The 16,984-nt window shown below is 69.0% G+C and carries 24 protein-coding genes; 23 read left to right on the forward strand and 1 reads right to left on the reverse strand.

Annotated features, from left to right (window positions below; translation table 11 throughout):
* The first annotated feature begins 5 nt into the window (after positions 1-5).
* The 19 genes from Tther_RS01990 (at position 6) to tatC (ending at position 12,916) form a co-directional block, all read left to right on the forward strand.
* A complete protein-coding gene (locus Tther_RS01990; RefSeq protein ID WP_143900355.1) occupies positions 6-281 on the forward strand; it encodes an STAS domain-containing protein in 276 nt (91 codons plus the stop codon).
* A 12-nt stretch (positions 282-293) separates the two neighbouring features.
* Positions 294-1,220 carry an ABC transporter ATP-binding protein gene (locus Tther_RS01995; protein WP_143900357.1) on the forward strand — a complete coding sequence of 309 codons (927 nt, stop codon included), beginning with the start codon at positions 294-296 and terminating at the stop codon, positions 1,218-1,220.
* The gene (locus Tther_RS02000) at positions 1,217-1,972 is read left to right on the forward strand and encodes an ABC transporter permease (protein ID WP_143900359.1); all 756 of its coding nucleotides are present in this window, start codon (positions 1,217-1,219) and stop codon (positions 1,970-1,972) included. Before Tther_RS01995 ends, Tther_RS02000 begins: the two co-directional genes overlap by 4 nt.
* A gap of 100 nt (positions 1,973-2,072) precedes the next feature.
* Positions 2,073-2,327 (forward strand): BolA family protein, encoded by a 255-nt coding sequence (locus Tther_RS02005; protein ID WP_143900361.1) that lies wholly within the window; start codon positions 2,073-2,075, stop codon positions 2,325-2,327.
* Between the two features lie 10 nt (positions 2,328-2,337).
* On the forward strand, positions 2,338-3,612 hold the full coding sequence (gene murA / locus Tther_RS02010; protein ID WP_143900364.1) for a UDP-N-acetylglucosamine 1-carboxyvinyltransferase: 1,275 nt from the start codon (positions 2,338-2,340) through the stop codon (positions 3,610-3,612).
* The gene (gene hisG / locus Tther_RS02015) at positions 3,609-4,313 is read left to right on the forward strand and encodes an ATP phosphoribosyltransferase (protein ID WP_143900366.1); all 705 of its coding nucleotides are present in this window, start codon (positions 3,609-3,611) and stop codon (positions 4,311-4,313) included. Before murA ends, hisG begins: the two co-directional genes overlap by 4 nt.
* The gene (gene hisD / locus Tther_RS02020) at positions 4,310-5,653 is read left to right on the forward strand and encodes a histidinol dehydrogenase (protein WP_143900368.1); all 1,344 of its coding nucleotides are present in this window, start codon (positions 4,310-4,312) and stop codon (positions 5,651-5,653) included. Before hisG ends, hisD begins: the two co-directional genes overlap by 4 nt.
* Positions 5,650-6,747 (forward strand): histidinol-phosphate transaminase, encoded by a 1,098-nt coding sequence (gene hisC / locus Tther_RS02025; protein ID WP_143900370.1) that lies wholly within the window; start codon positions 5,650-5,652, stop codon positions 6,745-6,747. Before hisD ends, hisC begins: the two co-directional genes overlap by 4 nt.
* A complete protein-coding gene (gene hisB / locus Tther_RS02030; protein WP_143900372.1) occupies positions 6,744-7,361 on the forward strand; it encodes an imidazoleglycerol-phosphate dehydratase HisB in 618 nt (205 codons plus the stop codon). The genes hisC and hisB overlap by 4 nt, the downstream gene beginning before the upstream one ends.
* 34 nt (positions 7,362-7,395) lie before the next feature.
* Positions 7,396-8,088 (forward strand): imidazole glycerol phosphate synthase subunit HisH, encoded by a 693-nt coding sequence (gene hisH, locus Tther_RS02035; RefSeq protein WP_143900374.1) that lies wholly within the window; start codon positions 7,396-7,398, stop codon positions 8,086-8,088.
* Positions 8,089-8,102: 14 nt separating this feature from the next.
* A complete protein-coding gene (hisA, locus tag Tther_RS02040) occupies positions 8,103-8,843 on the forward strand; it encodes a 1-(5-phosphoribosyl)-5-[(5-phosphoribosylamino)methylideneamino]imidazole-4-carboxamide isomerase (protein ID WP_143900375.1) in 741 nt (246 codons plus the stop codon).
* A gap of 2 nt (positions 8,844-8,845) precedes the next feature.
* Complete coding sequence (gene hisF / locus Tther_RS02045; RefSeq protein WP_143900377.1) at positions 8,846-9,655, forward strand: imidazole glycerol phosphate synthase subunit HisF; 810 nt, start codon at positions 8,846-8,848, stop codon at positions 9,653-9,655.
* Positions 9,652-10,050: a phosphoribosyl-AMP cyclohydrolase gene (gene hisI, locus Tther_RS02050; protein WP_143900379.1), complete on the forward strand. Its 399-nt coding sequence runs from the start codon at positions 9,652-9,654 to the stop codon at positions 10,048-10,050. Before hisF ends, hisI begins: the two co-directional genes overlap by 4 nt.
* A gap of 4 nt (positions 10,051-10,054) precedes the next feature.
* Complete coding sequence (locus tag Tther_RS02055) at positions 10,055-10,471, forward strand: phosphoribosyl-ATP diphosphatase (protein WP_143900381.1); 417 nt, start codon at positions 10,055-10,057, stop codon at positions 10,469-10,471.
* On the forward strand, positions 10,468-10,860 hold the full coding sequence (locus tag Tther_RS02060; protein ID WP_246098871.1) for a DUF4870 family protein: 393 nt from the start codon (positions 10,468-10,470) through the stop codon (positions 10,858-10,860). The genes Tther_RS02055 and Tther_RS02060 overlap by 4 nt, the downstream gene beginning before the upstream one ends.
* Before the next feature lie 19 nt (positions 10,861-10,879).
* The gene (locus Tther_RS02065; RefSeq protein WP_143900383.1) at positions 10,880-11,239 is read left to right on the forward strand and encodes a histidine triad nucleotide-binding protein; all 360 of its coding nucleotides are present in this window, start codon (positions 10,880-10,882) and stop codon (positions 11,237-11,239) included.
* Between the two features lie 125 nt (positions 11,240-11,364).
* A complete protein-coding gene (tatA, locus tag Tther_RS02070) occupies positions 11,365-11,601 on the forward strand; it encodes a Sec-independent protein translocase subunit TatA (protein WP_143900386.1) in 237 nt (78 codons plus the stop codon).
* A gap of 16 nt (positions 11,602-11,617) precedes the next feature.
* Positions 11,618-12,112 carry a Sec-independent protein translocase protein TatB gene (tatB, locus tag Tther_RS02075; protein WP_143900388.1) on the forward strand — a complete coding sequence of 165 codons (495 nt, stop codon included), beginning with the start codon at positions 11,618-11,620 and terminating at the stop codon, positions 12,110-12,112.
* A 3-nt stretch (positions 12,113-12,115) separates the two neighbouring features.
* A complete protein-coding gene (gene tatC / locus Tther_RS02080; protein WP_143900391.1) occupies positions 12,116-12,916 on the forward strand; it encodes a twin-arginine translocase subunit TatC in 801 nt (266 codons plus the stop codon).
* Between the two features lie 2 nt (positions 12,917-12,918).
* On the opposite strand, the gene Tther_RS02085 is transcribed toward tatC, so the two are convergent.
* Positions 12,919-14,055, reverse strand: a complete 1,137-nt coding sequence (locus Tther_RS02085) for a S1C family serine protease (protein WP_143900393.1) — start codon at positions 14,053-14,055, stop codon at positions 12,919-12,921.
* 134 nt (positions 14,056-14,189) lie between these two features.
* On the opposite strand from Tther_RS02085, the gene Tther_RS02090 reads away from it, so the two are divergent.
* From Tther_RS02090 to petA, 4 genes are all read left to right on the forward strand, one after another.
* Positions 14,190-14,336, forward strand: coding sequence for a DUF3149 domain-containing protein (locus Tther_RS02090; RefSeq protein ID WP_185974975.1), 147 nt, complete (start codon positions 14,190-14,192; stop codon positions 14,334-14,336).
* 31 nt (positions 14,337-14,367) lie between these two features.
* Positions 14,368-15,180, forward strand: a complete 813-nt coding sequence (locus tag Tther_RS02095; protein ID WP_143900395.1) for a Nif3-like dinuclear metal center hexameric protein — start codon at positions 14,368-14,370, stop codon at positions 15,178-15,180.
* A complete protein-coding gene (pdxA, locus tag Tther_RS02100; RefSeq protein WP_143900397.1) occupies positions 15,180-16,229 on the forward strand; it encodes a 4-hydroxythreonine-4-phosphate dehydrogenase PdxA in 1,050 nt (349 codons plus the stop codon). Before Tther_RS02095 ends, pdxA begins: the two co-directional genes overlap by 1 nt.
* Positions 16,230-16,372: 143 nt before the next feature.
* A complete protein-coding gene (gene petA, locus Tther_RS02105) occupies positions 16,373-16,972 on the forward strand; it encodes a ubiquinol-cytochrome c reductase iron-sulfur subunit (protein WP_143900400.1) in 600 nt (199 codons plus the stop codon).
* The last annotated feature ends 12 nt before the right edge of the window (positions 16,973-16,984 follow it).

Genomic DNA, 16,984 nt, shown 5'->3' on the forward strand with positions numbered 1-16,984 from the left:
CCCCCATGACCCTGCCCCCGGTTCCGGCCACGCTGACGCACGCCCAAGCCGAGGGCTATCTGGACCAATGCCGCGCGGCGCTTGCCGCGGCGGGCACGGGCGCGCACGTGGTGCTCGACGCCAGTGCGCTGCACGAATTCGACTCCTCCGCGCTGGCGGTGCTGCTGGCCGTGCGGCGCGAGGTGCTGGCCCGTGGCGCCACCTGGGTGGTGCAGGGCTTGCCCGAGCGCGCGCGCGTGCTGGCGGGCCTGTATGGGGTGGGGGAGTTGCTGCCGGCGTAAAATGGTCGGTTTATGTCCGCCGCCGTTTCCTTTGAGCACGTCAGCAAGCGCTTCGATACGGCGCGTGGTCCCCTGCAGGCCCTGCAGGGGGTTGCCTTCGACATCCAACCCGGGGAGTTTTTCGGCTTGCTCGGGCCCAACGGGGCGGGCAAAACCACGCTCATCAGCATTCTGGCTGGGCTGAGCCGCCCGAGCAGCGGGCGTGTCACGGTGTTTGGCGCGGATGTGCAGGCCGAGCCAATGCAGGCGCGGCGGCGCCTGGGCATCGTGCCGCAGGAACTGGTGTTCGATCCCTTCTTCACCGTGCGCGAGGCGCTGCGCTTCCAGTCGGGCTATTTCGGCATCCGCGACAACGACGCCTGGATCGATGAACTCCTGGCCGGCTTGGGCCTGGCCGACAAGGCCGACACCAACATGCGCCAGCTCTCCGGTGGCATGAAGCGGCGCGTCATGGTGGCCCAGGCGCTGGTGCACCGGCCGCCGGTCATCGTGCTGGATGAGCCCACCGCCGGCGTCGATGTCGAGCTGCGCCAGACGCTGTGGGCCTTCATCTCGCGCCTCAACCGCGATGGCAGCACCGTGCTGCTGACGACGCACTACCTGGAAGAGGCCGAGGCGCTGTGCGGCCGCATCGCCATGCTGCGCGCGGGACGCGTGATCGCGCTGGAGCGCACCGCGGACCTGTTGCAACGCGCCTCGTCCAACGTGCTGCGCTTCAAAACCGATCAGGCGCTGCCGCCGGCGCTGGCGGCGCGCGCGCGCGTCACCGGGCGCATCGCCCAGGTCAAGGTGCACGACGCCTACGAGGTCGAGCGCACGCTGGCCATGCTGCGCGAGGCGGGCATCGTCATGGAGGACATCGAGGTCCACAAGGCGGATTTGGAGGATGTGTTTTTGGAGCTCATGGCGGATCAGCGCGACGCGGAGGCACGCGCATGAGTGGCTGGCAAACCCTGTTGTGGAAAGAGGTGCTGCGGTTTTGGAAGGTGGCCTTCCAAACCGTGGCGGCGCCCATCGTCACCGCCATCCTGTACCTGTTGATCTTTGGCCATGTGCTGGAGGAGCACGTGCAGGTGTACGACGGCGTCGGCTACACCGCGTTTTTGCTGCCCGGGCTGGCGATGATGAGCTTGCTGCAAAACGCGTTTGCCAACAGCTCGTCGAGCCTGATCCAGAGCAAGATCATGGGCAACCTGGTCTTTTTGCTGGTGGCGCCGCTGTCGCACCGCGCCTGGTTCGCGGCCTACGTCGGGTCGTCCGTGCTGCGCGGATGGGTCGTGGGCGCGGGGGTGTTGCTGGTGACCGCCTGGGCGGCGGATCTGCGCTGGGCGCACCCCGGCTGGATCGTGGTGTTTGCCGTGCTGGGGGCGGCGCTGCTGGGGTCGCTGGGGGTGATCGCAGGGCTGTGGGCGGAAAAATTCGACCAGATGGCCGCGTTCCAGAACTTCATCATCATGCCGATGACGTTTCTGTCGGGTGTGTTTTACTCCATCCACTCGCTGCCGCCGTTTTGGCAGCGGGTCAGCCACCTCAACCCATTTTTCTACATGATCGACGGGGCGCGGTACGGCTTTTTTGGCGTCAGCGACGTCTCGCCATGGCTGAGCCTGGCCGTGGTGGGCGGGGCCTTCGTCGCCGTGGCGGCGCTCACCTTGCATCTGCTGCGCATAGGCTACAAGATCCGCCATTGACAGCAGGCGTTGCCGCGGCAGACCCGGTGTTGGGTCGTCGCCCGTGGCGCCTGCGTTCCCGTTGCATCGTTTTTTGCCCGCTTGCCCTGGATGGCCTTCCATGACCGCTGAACAGCTCCACGCCCTGATTGCCGCCGGCCTGCCCTGTGACCACCTGGAGGTGACCGGTGATGGTCGCCACTGGGCGGCCGTGATCGTCTCGCCCGCCTTTGAGGGGCGGCGCGCGGTGCAGCGCCACCAAATGGTCTATGCCACATTGGGCGCGCGCATCGACAACGACGAGGTGCATGCGCTGTCCATGAAGACCTACACCCCGACCGAATGGCAGGCGGCGCAGGCCGCCGGGGCCCGGTAAGGACGCTGGCATGGACCGTTTGCTGATCCGCGGTGGCCAGCGCCTGCACGGCGAGGTGGTCGTCTCCGGCGCCAAGAATGCGGCGCTGCCCGAGCTGTGCGCCGCGCTGCTGACCGATGCCGCGGTGACCTTGCGCAACGTGCCGCGGCTGCGCGACGTGGCCACGATGCGCGCCTTGCTCGAGCGCATGGGCGTGCAGGTGCGCACGCATGGCGAGCGCGGTGGCATGACGCTGCAGGCCGCCGACCCGCTGGAGCCGGTGGCGCCGTACGAGCTGGTCAAGACCATGCGCGCCTCGATCCTGGTGCTCGGGCCGCTGCTGGCGCGCTGCGGGCGTGCGCGCGTGTCGTTGCCGGGCGGCTGCGCGATCGGCTCGCGGCCGGTCGATCAGCACCTCAAGGGCCTGCAGGCCATGGGGGCCGACATGGCCGTGGAGCATGGCGACATCGTGGCGCGTCTGCCCGCGGGGCGCACGCGCTTGCGCGGTACGCGCATCACCACCGACATGGTCACCGTCACCGGCACCGAGAACCTGATGATGGCCGCCACCTTGGCCGAGGGCGAGACGGTGCTCGAAAACGCCGCCCAAGAGCCCGAGGTGGTCGATCTGGCCGAGCTGCTCATCCGCATGGGCGCGCGCATCGAGGGGCACGGCACCAGCCGCATCCACATCCAGGGCGTGCCCGCGCTGCATGGCGCCGAGCACGACGTGGTGGCCGACCGCATCGAGGCCGGCACCTTTTTGTGCGCCGTGGCCGCCACCGGTGGCGAGGCGTGGCTGCGCGGCGGGCGCGCGCAGCATCTGGACGCCGTCATCGACAAGCTCACCGACGCCGGTGTGACGGTGCAGGCCGAGGCCGCGGGCATCCGGGTGCGCTCGCCGGGCGCGGCGGCGCTCAAAGCGCAAAGTTTTCGCACCACCGAATACCCGGGTTTCCCCACCGACATGCAGGCGCAGTTCATGGCCCTCAATGCGGTGGCGCAGGGCCCCAGCGCCGTGACCGAGACCATTTTCGAAAACCGCTTCATGCACGTGCAGGAGCTGGTGCGGTTGGGCGCGCAGATCCGCATCGACGGGCGCACCGCCTTCGTCGAGGGGGGCAGCCGGCTCTCGGGTGCGACCGTCATGGCCACCGATTTGCGGGCGTCGGCCAGCCTGGTCATTGCCGGTCTGGTGGCCGAGGGTGAGACGGTGGTCGATCGCATCTACCACCTCGACCGTGGCTACGACCAGATGGAACGCAAGCTGCAGGCCTTGGGGGCCGATATCGAGAGGATGGCATGACTGCCGAGACCGTCACCCTGGCCCTGTCCAAAGGGCGCATCTTCGACGAAACGCTGCCACTGCTGCGCGCCGCCGGCATCGAGGTGCTGGAAAACCCCGAAACCTCGCGCAAGCTCATCCTGCCCACCAACCAGCCGGATGTGCGCGTGGTGCTGGTGCGCGCCACCGATGTGCCGACCTATGTCGAGCACGGCGGCGCCGACCTGGGGGTGTGCGGCAAGGACACGCTGATCGAGCACGAGGCGGCGCGTGGCGATGCGGCCACGGTGGGGCTGTACCGGCCGCTGGACCTGGGGATTGCGCGCTGCCGCATGAGCGTTGCGGTGCCGGCCGACTTCGACTACGCGCGTGCGGTGCGGCAGGGCGCGCGCCTGCGCGTGGCCACCAAGTACGTGGCCATTGCGCGCGAGTTTTTCGCCAGCAAGGGCGTGCACGTGGACCTGATCAAGCTCTACGGCAGCATGGAGCTGGCGCCGCTGACCGGGCTGGCCGACGCCATCGTCGATTTGGTCTCCACCGGCAATACGCTCAAGGCCAACCGCCTGGTCGAGGTGGAGCGCATCATGGACATCTCCTCGCAACTGGTGGTGCGGCCCACGTCGCTCAAGCTCAAGCGCGCGCGCATTCGCCCCCTGCTGGAGGCCTTTGCGCGCGCGGTGGGGACGCCGGCGACGCCAACTGCTGCGACAATCGGGGCATGACTGCCGCTGACACCTTGCTTGCCCGCCCCCTGCGGCTCGACAGCGCCGCGCCCGACTTCGACGCGCAGCTGACCCAGCGCCTGCAGTGGTCGGCTGCGACCGACGCCGCCATCGAGGCGCGCGTGGCCGAGATCCTGGCCGACGTGCGCGCGCGTGGCGACGCGGCGGTGCTGGACTACACGCGGCGTTTCGATGGCCTGTCTGTGACCAGCGTGGCCGAGCTGGCAATCGGCGCCGATGCGCTGCGCGCCGCGTTCGAGGCCATCCCGGCCCACCAGCGCGATGCGTTGCAGGAAGCTGCCGCCCGCATCCGCCGCTACCACCAGGCGCAGCTCGACGCCTGCGGCCGCTCGTGGCAGATGCGCGACGCCGACGGCACGCTGCTTGGGCAGAAGGTCACGCCGCTGGACCGCGTCGGCATCTATGTGCCGGGGGGCAAGGCGGCCTACCCGTCCAGCGTGCTGATGAACGCCATCCCCGCACACGTGGCGGGCGTGCCCGAGATTGTCATGGTGGTGCCCACGCCGCGTGGCGAGCGCAACCCGCTGGTGTTGGCCGCGGCGCACGTGGCCGGGGTCAGCCGCGCGTTTGCGGTGGGCGGCGCGCAGGCCGTGGCCGCGCTGGCGTATGGCACCGCGACCATCCCCCGGGTGGACAAAATCACCGGGCCGGGCAACGCGTATGTCGCAAGCGCCAAAAAACATGTGTTTGGTACCGTGGGCATCGACATGATCGCCGGGCCCAGCGAAATCCTGGTGCTGGCCGACGGCACCACCCCCCCCGATTGGGTGGCGATGGACCTGTTCAGCCAGGCCGAGCACGACGAGCTGGCGCAGTCGATCTTGCTCTGCCCCGATGCCGCTTACCTGGACGCGGTGCAAGCCGCCATCGATCGGCTGCTGCCCACCATGCCGCGGCGCGCGATCATCGCCAAAAGCCTCAACGACCGCGGCGCGTTGATCCGCACCCGCGACATGGCCGAGGCGTGCGCGATCAGCAACCGCATCGCGCCCGAGCACCTGGAAGTCGCCAGCCGCGAGCTGCGGCGCTGGGAGCCGCTGCTGCGCCACGCCGGGGCCATCTTCCTGGGGGCCTACACCAGCGAAAGCTTGGGCGACTACTGCGCCGGCCCCAACCACGTGCTGCCCACCAGCGGCACGGCGCGCTTTTCCAGCCCGTTGGGCGTGTACGACTTTCAAAAGCGCTCCAGCCTGATCGAGGTCAGCGCCGAGGGGGCGCAGACGCTGGGCCGCATCGCGTCGGTGCTGGCGCACGGCGAAGGCCTGACCGCGCACGCGCGCGCAGCCGAGCTGCGCCTGCGGGCGGAGGGTGGGGCATGAGCGACCGCCTGGACGCGGCGCTGCAGCGCATCCGGCGCGATGTGCAGGGCATGCACGCCTACGCCATCCAGGACGCGACCGGCCTGATCAAGCTGGACGCGATGGAAAACCCTTACCGCCTGCCCGCAGCGCTGCAGCAGGCGCTGGGGGAACGGTTGGGGGCCGTGGCCATCAACCGCTACCCCGGGCCGCGCATCGAGGATCTCAAGCGCGCGCTGGCGGCGCACATCGGGTTGCCCGCGGGCGCGGCGCTGATGCTGGGCAACGGGTCGGACGAGCTCATCAGCCTGCTGGCCATGGCCTGCGACCAGCCCGGCGCCACGATCCTGGCGCCGCTGCCCGGCTTCGTCATGTACGAGATGTCGGCACGGCTGCAGGGGCTGCGCTTCGTGGGCGTGCCGCTGCGCGCCGATTTCGAGCTCGACGCCGACGCCATGGTCGAGGCCATCGCGCGCGAGCGTCCGGCCATCACCTACCTGGCCTATCCCAACAACCCCACCGCCAACCTGTGGCAGCCAGCGGCCATGCGCCGTGTCATCGACGCGGTGGCAGCGGTGGGCGGCCTGGTCGTGGTGGACGAGGCCTACCAGCCTTTTGCCAGCCACACCTGGCTCGACGAATGGCGGGCAGAGCCGGCGGCGCACGGGCACGTGCTCGTCATGCGCACGCTGTCCAAATTTGGTCTCGCTGGCGTGCGGCTCGGCTACCTGGTCGGGGCGCAGCCGCTCGTGCACGAGCTCGACAAGGTGCGCCCGCCGTACAACGTCAGCAGCCTCAACGCCGAGTGCGCGCTGTTTGCGCTGGAGCACGCCGATGTCTTTGCCGAGCAGGCGGCGGCGATTCGCGCCGAGCGCGAGCGGCTGCTGGCGGCGCTGGCGGCGCTGCCCGGGGTGCAGCCCTATCCCAGCCAGGCCAACATGATCCTGGTGCGTGTGCCCGACGCCACGAAGGCATTCACCGGCTTGCGTGCGCGCGGGGTGTTGATCAAGAATGTTTCTACAATGCACCCGATGCTGGCCCATTGCCTGCGCCTGACCGTGGGCACCCCGGCCGAAAACGACGCGCTGCTTGCGGCGCTGCCGCCTTCGCTATGACCACCTTGCCTGCTCCCAGCGCCGCTGCCCGCACCGCGGACGTCCAGCGCGTGACGGCCGAGACCCAGATCCGCGTGCGCGTGGACCTCGACGGCACCGGCCGCGCCCGGCTCGACACCGGCATCGGCTTCTTCGACCACATGCTCGACCAGATCGCCCGCCACGGGTTGATCGACCTCGAGATCGAATGCCGCGGCGACTTGCACATCGACGGCCACCACACGGTGGAAGATGTTGGCATCACTCTCGGGCAGGCGGTGGCGCGCGCGGTGGGCGACAAGCGCGGCATCCGCCGCTACGGTCACGCCTACGTGCCGCTGGACGAGGCCTTGTCGCGCGTGGTGGTGGATTTTTCCGGCCGCCCGGGGCTGCACCTGGACGTGCGCTTTACCGCTGGTATGATTGGGCAGTTCGACACCCAGTTGGTGCACGAATTTTTTCAAGGCTTCGTCAACCACGCCGGGGTGACGCTGCACATCGACAACCTCAAGGGCCACAACGCCCACCACCAATGCGAGACGATCTTCAAGGCTTTTGCGCGCGCGCTGCGTGCCGCGGTGGAGCGCGATCCGCGGTTGGGCGACGCCGTGCCCTCGACCAAGGGCAGCCTGTGAGGCTGGCGTTTTCTGCACTGCGTTCCCGGCTACGATGAACACCCTGCTGCCACGCGAGACGGTCGCGGTCGTCGATTACGGCATGGGCAACCTGCGCTCGGTGGCGCAGGCGGTCATGCACGCGGCGCTGGCCACCGACCATGTCGATGTCGTCGTCACGGACAACCCGCAGGTCGTGCGCGATGCGCACCGCGTCGTCTTGCCAGGGCAGGGCGCCATGCCCGATTGCATGGCCGAGTTGGAGCGCAGCGGTCTGCGTGCGGCGGTGCTGCACGCGGCTGCGAACAAGCCGCTCTTTGGCGTGTGCGTCGGCATGCAAATGCTGCTCGACCATTCAGAGGAGGGCGACACCCCAGGGCTGGGCCTGATCGGCGGGCGGGTGGTGCGCTTTCGCCTCGAGGGGCAGCAACAGCCCGACGGCAGCCGCTACAAAGTGCCGCAAATGGGCTGGAACCGCGTCTGGTACGGCTTCGAGCACGGCGCGGCGGAGCACGCGGCGCCGCACCCGCTGTGGGCGGGCATCCCGGACGGCAGCTATTTTTACTTCGTGCACAGCTACCACGCCCATCCTGCGGACCCCGCGCACGTGGCGGCGGTGACCGACTATGGCGTGCGCTTTGCCAGCGCGATTGCGCGCGACAACCTGTTTGCCACCCAGTTTCACCCCGAAAAGAGCGCCGACCAAGGGTTGGCGCTGTACCGCAACTTTTTGCACTGGAACCCTTGAAGCCCTGACGAGCCATGCTGCTGATTCCCGCCATCGACCTCAAAGACGGCCAGTGCGTGCGCCTGAAACAAGGCGATATGGACCAGTCCACCGTGTTCAGCGACGACCCGGCCGCCATGGCGCGCCACTGGGTCGAGCAGGGCGCCCAGCGTCTGCACCTGGTGGACCTCAACGGCGCGTTTGCCGGCAAGCCCAAAAACGAGGCCGCCATCCGCAGCATCCTGCGCGAAGTGGGGGATGACATCGACGTCCAGCTCGGCGGCGGCATCCGCGACCTCGACACCATCGAGCGCTACCTCGACGCGGGACTGCGCTACGTCATCATCGGCACCGCCGCGGTCAAAAACCCGGGCTTTTTGCAGGATGCCTGCACCGCCTTTGGTGGGCACATCATCGTCGGTCTCGACGCCAAGGACGGCAAGGTGGCCACCGACGGTTGGAGCAAGCTCACCGGCCACGAGGTGGTGGACCTGGCGCGCAAGTTCGAGGACTATGGCGTCGAGGCCGTCATCTACACCGACATCGGGCGTGACGGCATGCTGACCGGCATCAACGTCGAGGCCACCGTGCGCCTGGCGCAGGCGCTGTCGATCCCGGTGATCGCCTCGGGGGGGCTGTCGGGGCTGGAGGACATCCGGCGTCTGTGCGCGGTCGAGTCCGAAGGCGTCGAAGGCGTCATCTGCGGACGCGCGATCTACAGCGGTGACCTCGACTTTGCCGCCGCGGTGCGGCTGGTCGACGGCCTGGGCGCCTGACCATGCTGGCCAAGCGCATCATCCCGTGTCTGGACGTGACCGGCGGGCGCGTCGTCAAGGGCGTCAACTTCGTCGCCCTGCGCGACGCCGGCGACCCGGTGGAAATCGCCGCGCGTTACAACGAACAGGGGGCCGATGAGCTGACCTTCCTCGACATCACCGCCACCAGCGACGGGCGGGACCTGATTCTGCCGATCATCGAGGCGGTGGCCAGCCAGGTGTTCATTCCGCTGACCGTGGGCGGCGGCGTGCGCACCGTGGAGGACGTGCGCCGGCTGCTCAACGCCGGCGCGGACAAGGTTAGCTTCAACTCCGCGGCCATTGCCAACCCGCAGGTGGTGCGCGATGCCGCGGGCAAGTACGGCTCGCAGTGCATCGTCGTGGCCATCGACGCCAAGCGCCGCAGCGCCGAGGACGCCCAGCGCCCGGGCCCTGACGGCCAGCCGATCGGGCCGGGGTGGGACGTCTATTCACACGGCGGCCGCAAGAACGTCGGGCTGGACGCCGTGGCCTGGGCGCGCCAGATGGCCGCCTACGGCGCGGGCGAGATCCTGCTGACCAGCATGGACCGCGACGGCACGCAGGCCGGCTTCGACCTCGAGCTCACGCGCGCGGTCAGCGACGCCGTGCCGGTGCCGGTGATCGCCTCCGGCGGCGTGGGCACCCTGGACCATCTGGTGGATGGCATTCGCCTCGGCGGCGCCGATGCGGTGCTGGCGGCCAGCATCTTCCACTACGGCGCCTACACGATCGCCCAGGCCAAGGAACACCTGGCGCGGGCGGGCATTCCGGTGCGGAGGTCAACGGCATGACCGACTGGCTCGATCGCATCAAGTGGGACGCGCAGGGGCTGGTGCCCGTGATCGCGCAGGAGCAGCGCACCGGCGACGTGCTCATGTTCGCCTGGATGAACCGCGAAGCGCTGCAAAAAACCGCCGAACTGGGCCGCGCGGTCTACTACAGCCGCTCGCGCGGTCGCCTGTGGGTCAAGGGCGAGGAGTCCGGCCATGTGCAGCAGGTGCACGAAATCCGGCTCGACTGCGACGACGACGTGGTGCTGCTCAAGGTCACGCAGTTGGGCCACGAACCCGGCATCGCCTGCCACACCGGGCGCCACAGCTGCTTTTATCAGCGCCTGGACACGCAGCGTGGCCAGTGGCAGGCCGTCGACCCCGTCCTCAAGGCCCCCGAGACCATCTACCGCTGACGCCATGACCGACACCGCCACGCCACTCGACACGCTGCTGCGCCTGGCCGCCGTCATCGACAGCCGCAAACCGGCCGCCGGCGGCGACCCGGAGCGCAGTTACGTGGCGCGCCTGCTGCACAAGGGGCCCGATGCCTTCCTCAAAAAAATCGCCGAGGAAGCCGGTGAGGCCATCATGGCCGCCAAGGATTTGCAGCACGGTGCGGGCAGCGCACAGGCGTTCGTGGGCGAGGTGGCCGACCTGTGGTTTCACAGCCTGATCGCGCTGGCGCACTTTGGGCTGGGCCCGCAAGACGTGGTGGCCGAACTGGCGCGCCGTGAAGGCCTGTCCGGCCTGGAAGAAAAAGCCCTGCGCAAGGCGCGCGCGCGCGAGGCGGCCGAGGCCAACCGTGCGTCAACCGCACCGGAGTCATCGCCATGACCGACCCCCGCGACGAGCCGATCGACGTCACGCCCACGCGCGTGGCGCCACGCGCGGACGTGGACCCGCAGCGCCTGGCCAGCCTGCGCCAGCTCACCTTCGTGATCTACCTGCTCTACGCCCTGTCGTGGTTCGTCGGCATCACGGCGCTGGTGGCCATCATCATCAACTACGTCAAGCGCGAAGACGTCGCCGGCACGCTCTACGAGAGCCATTTCACCTGGCAGATTCGCACCTTTTGGTGGGGGCTGCTGTGGGCGGTGCTGGGCGGCCTGACGCTGGTGTTTGGCGTCGGCTTGATCGTGCTGGGCGCGGCGTTTGTCTGGACGCTGTACCGGCTGGTCAAGGGGTTTTTGTACTGGAACGACCGCCGGCCGCTGCCGGTGTAATCCTGTCCGTCACTGCACCATGTCACACGATCCCAACTGCATCTTTTGCAAGATCATCGCGGGCCAGATTCCCAGCCGCAAGGTGTACGAGGATGACGAGCTCTACGCCTTCCACGACATCCAGCCCTGGGCGCCCGTGCATTTTCTGATCGTGCCCAAGGTGCATATCCCCTCGATGGCGCAACTGACGCCCGAGCACGAGCGGCTCATGGGGCGGCTGATGGTGCTGGCGCCACGCCTGGCGCTGGAGCAGGGCTGCCTGCCGTATCCGCAAGGGGGGTTTCGCATCGTGTGCAACACGGGCGAGCACGGCGGGCAGGAGGTGCACCACCTGCACGTGCACGTCATCGGCGGACCGCGCCCCTGGCGCAAGGGGTAGGGCCTGCGCGGTCGCGGGCGTTTGGGGCACAATCCGCACCAACGGTGCGCCGTGGGTGAACCCGGCGCGCTGCGTAGAATCCCACCATGGTATCGGGGCCGGCTGCCCCGTCGTTGGAGTCAAACATGGGCAGTTTTTCCATTTGGCACTGGTTGGTCGTGCTGCTGATCGTGGTGCTGGTCTTTGGCACCAAGAAGCTCAAGAACCTGGGTTCGGACTTGGGCGCGGCGGTCAAGGGGTTCAAAGATGGCATGGCGCAAGGCACGACGTCCGACAGCAACGGCGCGCCCGCGCCGCAGGTGAGCGCGGACAAGACCGCCGAGAAGACCACCATCGACGTCGACGCCAAGACCAAGTCGTGAGCGCAGCCCGTCCGGCATGATCGATCTCGGCATTTCGAAGCTGGCCCTCATCGGGGTCGTGGCGCTGGTCGTCATCGGCCCGGAAAAGCTGCCACGCGTGGCGCGCACCGTCGGCGCTTTGCTGGGGCGGGCGCAGCGCTACGTGTCCGAGGTCAAGGCCGAGGTCAACCGCACCATCGAGCTCGAGGAGCTCAAGCGCATGAAGGAGTCGGTCGAGCGCACCGCACGCGACGTCGAGTCGCAGGTCAGCAGCACGGCCGCCGAGTTCGAGCGCGAATGGTCCGAGGTCACCGCCGGCCTGGACGGCGCGACCGCGTCGGCGCCCTCGGCGCCGGACCTGTCCTCGATCGGGACCCCGGTGTACCCGCAGTACCGGCGTCCCAAGAAGAACTTTCGCCTCAAGCGCCAGGCCGTGCCGCAGTGGTACAAGGCCCGCGCCGGTGTGCGCACGCGGGCCCTGTCCGGTGCGGCGCGCGTGGCGCGCTACCGCCCCAAAACCCTGACGCGCTGATCCATGGCCGACCCCCGAGAGCCCGCCGACGAACTCGCCGGCACCGAGCAGCCCTTTGTCGCGCACCTGATGGAGCTGCGCGACCGCATCCTCTACGCCCTGGCCGGCGTGGGCGTGTGCATGGTGCTGCTGGCCATCTGGCCGGGCCCCAGCGGCCTGATCGACTGGATCGCCGTGCCGATCCGCGCCCACATGCCGCCGGACGTCAAGCTCATCGCGGTCGGGGTGTTCACGCCGTTTTTCGTGCCGCTCAAGGTGCTCATGATGGCCGGCTTGCTCATGGCGTTGCCATGGGTGATCTACCAGATCTGGGCCTTCGTGGCGCCGGGCCTGTACAGCCACGAAAAGCGCTTTGCGCTGCCGCTGATCATCATTGGCAGCGTGCTGGCCTACCTGGGCATCGCGTTCGTGCAGTTTTTCGTGCTGGACAAGATGTTTGCCTTCATCCAGGGCTTCACGCCGGCCAGCGTCAATGCCACGCCGGACATTGCCTCGTATGTGGAGGCGATCCTGTCGCTCTACCTCGCCTTTGGTCTGGCATTCCAGGTGCCGGTGGTGGTGATGCTGCTGGTGCGCTTTCAGATGATCACGGTGGAGCAGCTCAAGGCGTTTCGCGGCTACTTCATCGTCGTGGCGTTCATCATCGCCGCCATCGTCACGCCGCCGGATGTGATCTCGCAGCTCGCCCTGGCCATCCCGATGACCCTGCTGTACGAGTTGGGCATCCTGGGGGCGCGTTGGTTTGCCCGTGGCGCCGCACCTGCAGACGGCGACGCCACCGACCAGGACGGGCGCAGCCCCTGAGCTTACGAACCCGCCGCGGGGCGGCGTGCCGGGACCACCGTGAGGGTGCGCGTGCCTTCACGGCGCAAGACGGTAACCTCGGCCGCGACGCCCGGCGTCAGCGCGGCCACGGCTGACAGCAGCCCGGCCACGCTCTGAACGGGGGTGTCCCCCACGCGCACGATGATGTCGCCGGGCCGGATGCCGGCTTGCGCCGCCGGTCCGCCTTGCAACACCCCGGTCACCACCACCCCCTGGGCACGGGGCATGTCGAAGTGCTCGGCCAGCTCCGGCGTGAGCTCCTGCGGCTCCACGCCGATCCAGCCGCGCGTGACGGCGCCGTCGCGCACGATGGCCTCCATGACCTCGCGCGCCGTGGCCACGGGGATGGCAAAGCCAATCCCCATCGAGCCGCCCGAGCGCGAGTAGATGGCGGTGTTGATGCCCACCAGATGCCCCTCCGCGTCCACCAGCGCCCCGCCGGAGTTGCCCGGGTTGATGGCGGCGTCGGTCTGAATGAAATTTTCAAACGTGTTGATGCCGAGCTGGTTGCGCCCCAGGGCGCTGACGATGCCCGCGGTCACCGTTTGACCCACGCCAAACGGGTTGCCGATGGCCAGCACACGGTCGCCGACCTCCAGCGACTCGGAGCGGCCCAGGACGATGACGGGCAAATCGGTCAAGGCCACGCGCAGCACCGCCAGGTCGGTGTCCGGGTCGGTGCCGATCACCTGCGCCGGTGCCTGGCGCCCGTCGCTGAGCTGCACCAGGATCTCGTCGGCGCCTTCGACCACATGGTTGTTGGTCAGGATGTAGCCCGCGGGGCTGACGATGACCCCCGACCCCAACCCGGCCTGGGGCTGAAACTCGGGCCGATCGCCAAAGAAAAAGCGAAACCAGGGCTCCTGCGCATGGGGGTTGCGCACCGCCTTGCTGGTGCTGATGCTGACCACCGCAGGCGCGGCCGCGCGCGCCGCGGCGCTCAGGCTCGCGCCGACGATGGCCGGCGAGCGCGTGTCGGGCTCGACCTGAAACACCGGCACCACGCTCGACACCCACGGCCGCTGGGCCAACCAATGGGGCTTGAGCGTGGCGATGACGAACCACACCGCCAGCAGCACCGTGACGGTTTGGGAAAACAGCAGCCAGAGGCGTTTCATCGTCGGCGTATCTTTCTTCCACCGGCCCCCTCGCCGGTATGCCCCTGCACGCAGCAGGGTTGATGTGGGTCAAGGTGTCGTGCGCCGTCCGCGGCTTCAATAGGGCAGCGATTGACCCATCGCAGGAGCGGAGCATGAAAGCGATTGTGGACCTTTTTTCGACCGATTACGGCCTCATGAGCGCGGGCGTCATCCTTTTCATCATCGTCATGGCGGTGTGGTTCCAGCGCTTTTTCGCGCGCAAGATCGCCGAGTCCGAGCGCGCCGCGCGCAAGCCCTGAGGACCCCCGCCGGCGGTGCGACAATGCGCGCATGACCGCACCGTCCTTATCTGACCATGGCCACGGCGCGCCGGGCGCGGCCCGCGAGGCGACGCGCGAGGCCGTGCTGGCGACCCTGGACGACCTGCTCGAGCCGGCGCGTTTTCAGGATTACGGCCCCAACGGTCTGCAGGTCGAGGGCCGCGCAACCATCCGGCGCCTGGTCAGCGGCGTGACGGCGAGCTTGGCGCTCATCGAGGCCGCCATCGGGGCGGGTGCCGACGCCATCCTGGTGCACCACGGCCTGTTCTGGCGCGGCCAGCGCGGCACGGTCACGGGTTGGATGAAGGCGCGGCTGCAGCGCCTGCTCGCACACGACATCAACCTGTACGCCTACCACCTGCCGCTGGACGCGCATGCCGACCTGGGCAACAACGCCCAACTCGGGCATCGGCTGGGCTTTGTGCCCGAGGGGGATGCCTGGTCGCGCTTCGGCGATCAACAGCTGGGCTTTCTGGGGCGGTGCGACGCCACCGATGCCAGCGCGTTGGCCGCGCGCGCGCAGGCGGCACTCGGGCGCGCCGTGACCTGCGTGCCGGGCGATGGCCGTGTCATCCGCCGCGTGGCCTGGTGCAGCGGCGGCGCACAGGGCTATTTCGAAGCGGCCATCGCCGCCGGGGCCGATGCGTTCCTCACCGGTGAAATCTCCGAGCCGCAGGCGCATCTGGCGCGGGAGACGGGTGTGGCCTTTCTCGCCTGTGGCCACCACGCCACTGAGCGCTACGGCGCCCCGGCCGTCGGCGCGTACCTGGCCGCGCGGCTGGGCATCGAGCACCGCTTCATCGACATCGACAACCCGGCCTGATGGACACACCCGCACCGCCGACCGCCGACCCCGTCGCCCCGCTGGCCATCACCATGGGCGATGCCGCCGGCATCGGCCCGGAAATCGTGGCCGAGGTGTTTCGGCGCCGGCCCACGTGGTCGTCGCGCTGTGTGGTGGTGGGCGATGTGGCCGTGATGCGCCGCGCGGTGCGCGTCACCGGTGGTGGGCTGCCCATCGCGGTGCTGGATGGGCCGGCCGAGGCGCGCCAGGTGCCGCCGCGCTGCCTGCCGCTGTGGCCGGCGCTCACGCTGCCGAGCCTGCCGGCGTTCGGTCAGGTCAGTGCCGCGGCCGGGCGCGCCGCGGCCGAGGCGGTGACCATCGCGGCGCAGGCCGCGCTCGCCGGGGAAGTCGCGGGGCTGGTCACCGCGCCCTTGCACAAGGGCGCGCTCGCCGCCGCCGGCATCGACGTGCCGGGACATACCGAGCTGTTGCAGGCGCTGGCGGCACGCCATCGGGGGCTGACGCCGGCGCAGCTTCCCGTGCGCATGATGCTGTCCAACGCCGAGCTGCGCACCGTGTTGGTGAGCATCCATGTGTCCCTGCGGGCGGCCATCGAGGCCGTGACCGCGTCCGCGGTGTGGGAGACGCTGCGCATCACCCACGAGCATTTCACCGGGCTGCTGGGCTGGCCAAGCTGTCGCATCGCCGTGGCCGGCCTCAACCCGCACGCCGGGGAAGGCGGGCTGTTCGGGCGTGAGGAGATCGACGCGATCGCCCCGGCCGTCGCGCGTGCGCGCGCTGCCGGCTGGGACGTCAGCGGCCCCCACCCGCCGGATACGGTGTTCATGCGCGCCCGCGCCGGCGAATTCGACGTCGTGATCGCGATGTACCACGACCAGGGGTTGATCCCGGTCAAATACCTGGGGTTGGCGCATGGCGTCAACACCACGCTGGGGCTGCCCTTTGTGCGCACCAGCCCCGACCATGGCACGGCGTTCGATTTGGCGGGGCAGGGACGCGCCGATCCGTCCAGCCTGATGGCGGCGGTGCAGGCCGCCTGGGCGGCCCTGCGGCAGCCGGTGGCCTGAGCAGCGTCCGCGCGCGCCTTGCGGGTTTGTCCGGAGCGCGATCCATTACAATGGCAAATGGTTTTCGTGCGGCCGCGCCATCCGTTGCGATGCGTCGGGTGGGGTGTGCCGTTTCGCCAGCACCATTCTGAAAGTCCTCCCCCATGAGCGAAGCCACCGTAGACCAAGACCGCCGGACCTGGCTCATCACCTCGTGCGCCGTGGGTGGCGCGGGTGCCGCCGCCGTGGCAGTCCCCTTCGTCAGTTCGTTTGCGCCCTCCGAGCGTGCCAAGGCGGCCGGGGCGTCGGTCGAGGTGGACGTCTCCAAGCTGCAACCCGGCGAAAAAGTGGTGGTGGAGTGGCGCGGCAAGCCGGTGTGGGTCATGCGCCGCACGCCCGAGCAACTGGCCTCGCTCGAGAAGGTCGAAGCTCAGCTGGCCGACCCAAACTCGGACCGCAAGGCCTATCCGACCCCGGCGTACGCCAAGAACCGGCACCGCTCGATCAAGCCCGAGTATTTGGTGGCGGTGGGTATCTGCACGCACCTGGGGTGCTCGCCGGTGGACAAGCTCCAGCCCGGGCCGCAGCCGTCGCTGCCCGACGACTGGCAGGGCGGCTTCCTGTGCCCCTGCCACGGTTCGACCTTCGACATGGCTGGCCGCGTGTTCAAGAACAAGCCGGCGCCGGACAATTTGGAAATTCCGCCGCACCACTACGTGTCCGAGACCGTGGTGCTGATCGGCGAGGATCCGCCCAAGGCCTGAAGCAGCGCCCCC

Origin of the sequence: Tepidimonas thermarum, from assembly GCF_007556705.1 — a bacterium.
Classification (GTDB): Bacteria; Pseudomonadota; Gammaproteobacteria; order Burkholderiales; family Burkholderiaceae_C; genus Tepidimonas; species Tepidimonas thermarum.

Coding starts and splice junctions, on each gene's coding strand:
- tatB (WP_143900388.1), top strand. CDS start 11,618: ATGATCGATCTCGGCATTTCGAAGCTGGCCCTCATCGGGGTCGTGGCG.
- pdxA (WP_143900397.1), top strand. CDS start 15,180: ATGGACACACCCGCACCGCCGACCGCCGACCCCGTCGCCCCGCTGGCC.
- hisF (WP_143900377.1), top strand. CDS start 8,846: ATGCTGGCCAAGCGCATCATCCCGTGTCTGGACGTGACCGGCGGGCGC.
- Tther_RS01995 (WP_143900357.1), top strand. CDS start 294: ATGTCCGCCGCCGTTTCCTTTGAGCACGTCAGCAAGCGCTTCGATACG.
- murA (WP_143900364.1), top strand. CDS start 2,338: ATGGACCGTTTGCTGATCCGCGGTGGCCAGCGCCTGCACGGCGAGGTG.
- tatC (WP_143900391.1), top strand. CDS start 12,116: ATGGCCGACCCCCGAGAGCCCGCCGACGAACTCGCCGGCACCGAGCAG.
- Tther_RS02060 (WP_246098871.1), top strand. CDS start 10,468: ATGACCGACCCCCGCGACGAGCCGATCGACGTCACGCCCACGCGCGTG.
- hisG (WP_143900366.1), top strand. CDS start 3,609: ATGACTGCCGAGACCGTCACCCTGGCCCTGTCCAAAGGGCGCATCTTC.
- Tther_RS02005 (WP_143900361.1), top strand. CDS start 2,073: ATGACCGCTGAACAGCTCCACGCCCTGATTGCCGCCGGCCTGCCCTGT.
- hisD (WP_143900368.1), top strand. CDS start 4,310: ATGACTGCCGCTGACACCTTGCTTGCCCGCCCCCTGCGGCTCGACAGC.
- Tther_RS02095 (WP_143900395.1), top strand. CDS start 14,368: ATGACCGCACCGTCCTTATCTGACCATGGCCACGGCGCGCCGGGCGCG.
- tatA (WP_143900386.1), top strand. CDS start 11,365: ATGGGCAGTTTTTCCATTTGGCACTGGTTGGTCGTGCTGCTGATCGTG.
- Tther_RS02090 (WP_185974975.1), top strand. CDS start 14,190: ATGAAAGCGATTGTGGACCTTTTTTCGACCGATTACGGCCTCATGAGC.
- Tther_RS01990 (WP_143900355.1), top strand. CDS start 6: ATGACCCTGCCCCCGGTTCCGGCCACGCTGACGCACGCCCAAGCCGAG.
- hisI (WP_143900379.1), top strand. CDS start 9,652: ATGACCGACTGGCTCGATCGCATCAAGTGGGACGCGCAGGGGCTGGTG.
- hisH (WP_143900374.1), top strand. CDS start 7,396: ATGAACACCCTGCTGCCACGCGAGACGGTCGCGGTCGTCGATTACGGC.
- petA (WP_143900400.1), top strand. CDS start 16,373: ATGAGCGAAGCCACCGTAGACCAAGACCGCCGGACCTGGCTCATCACC.
- hisC (WP_143900370.1), top strand. CDS start 5,650: ATGAGCGACCGCCTGGACGCGGCGCTGCAGCGCATCCGGCGCGATGTG.
- Tther_RS02000 (WP_143900359.1), top strand. CDS start 1,217: ATGAGTGGCTGGCAAACCCTGTTGTGGAAAGAGGTGCTGCGGTTTTGG.
- Tther_RS02085 (WP_143900393.1), bottom strand. CDS start 14,055: ATGAAACGCCTCTGGCTGCTGTTTTCCCAAACCGTCACGGTGCTGCTG.
- hisB (WP_143900372.1), top strand. CDS start 6,744: ATGACCACCTTGCCTGCTCCCAGCGCCGCTGCCCGCACCGCGGACGTC.
- Tther_RS02055 (WP_143900381.1), top strand. CDS start 10,055: ATGACCGACACCGCCACGCCACTCGACACGCTGCTGCGCCTGGCCGCC.
- Tther_RS02065 (WP_143900383.1), top strand. CDS start 10,880: ATGTCACACGATCCCAACTGCATCTTTTGCAAGATCATCGCGGGCCAG.
- hisA (WP_143900375.1), top strand. CDS start 8,103: ATGCTGCTGATTCCCGCCATCGACCTCAAAGACGGCCAGTGCGTGCGC.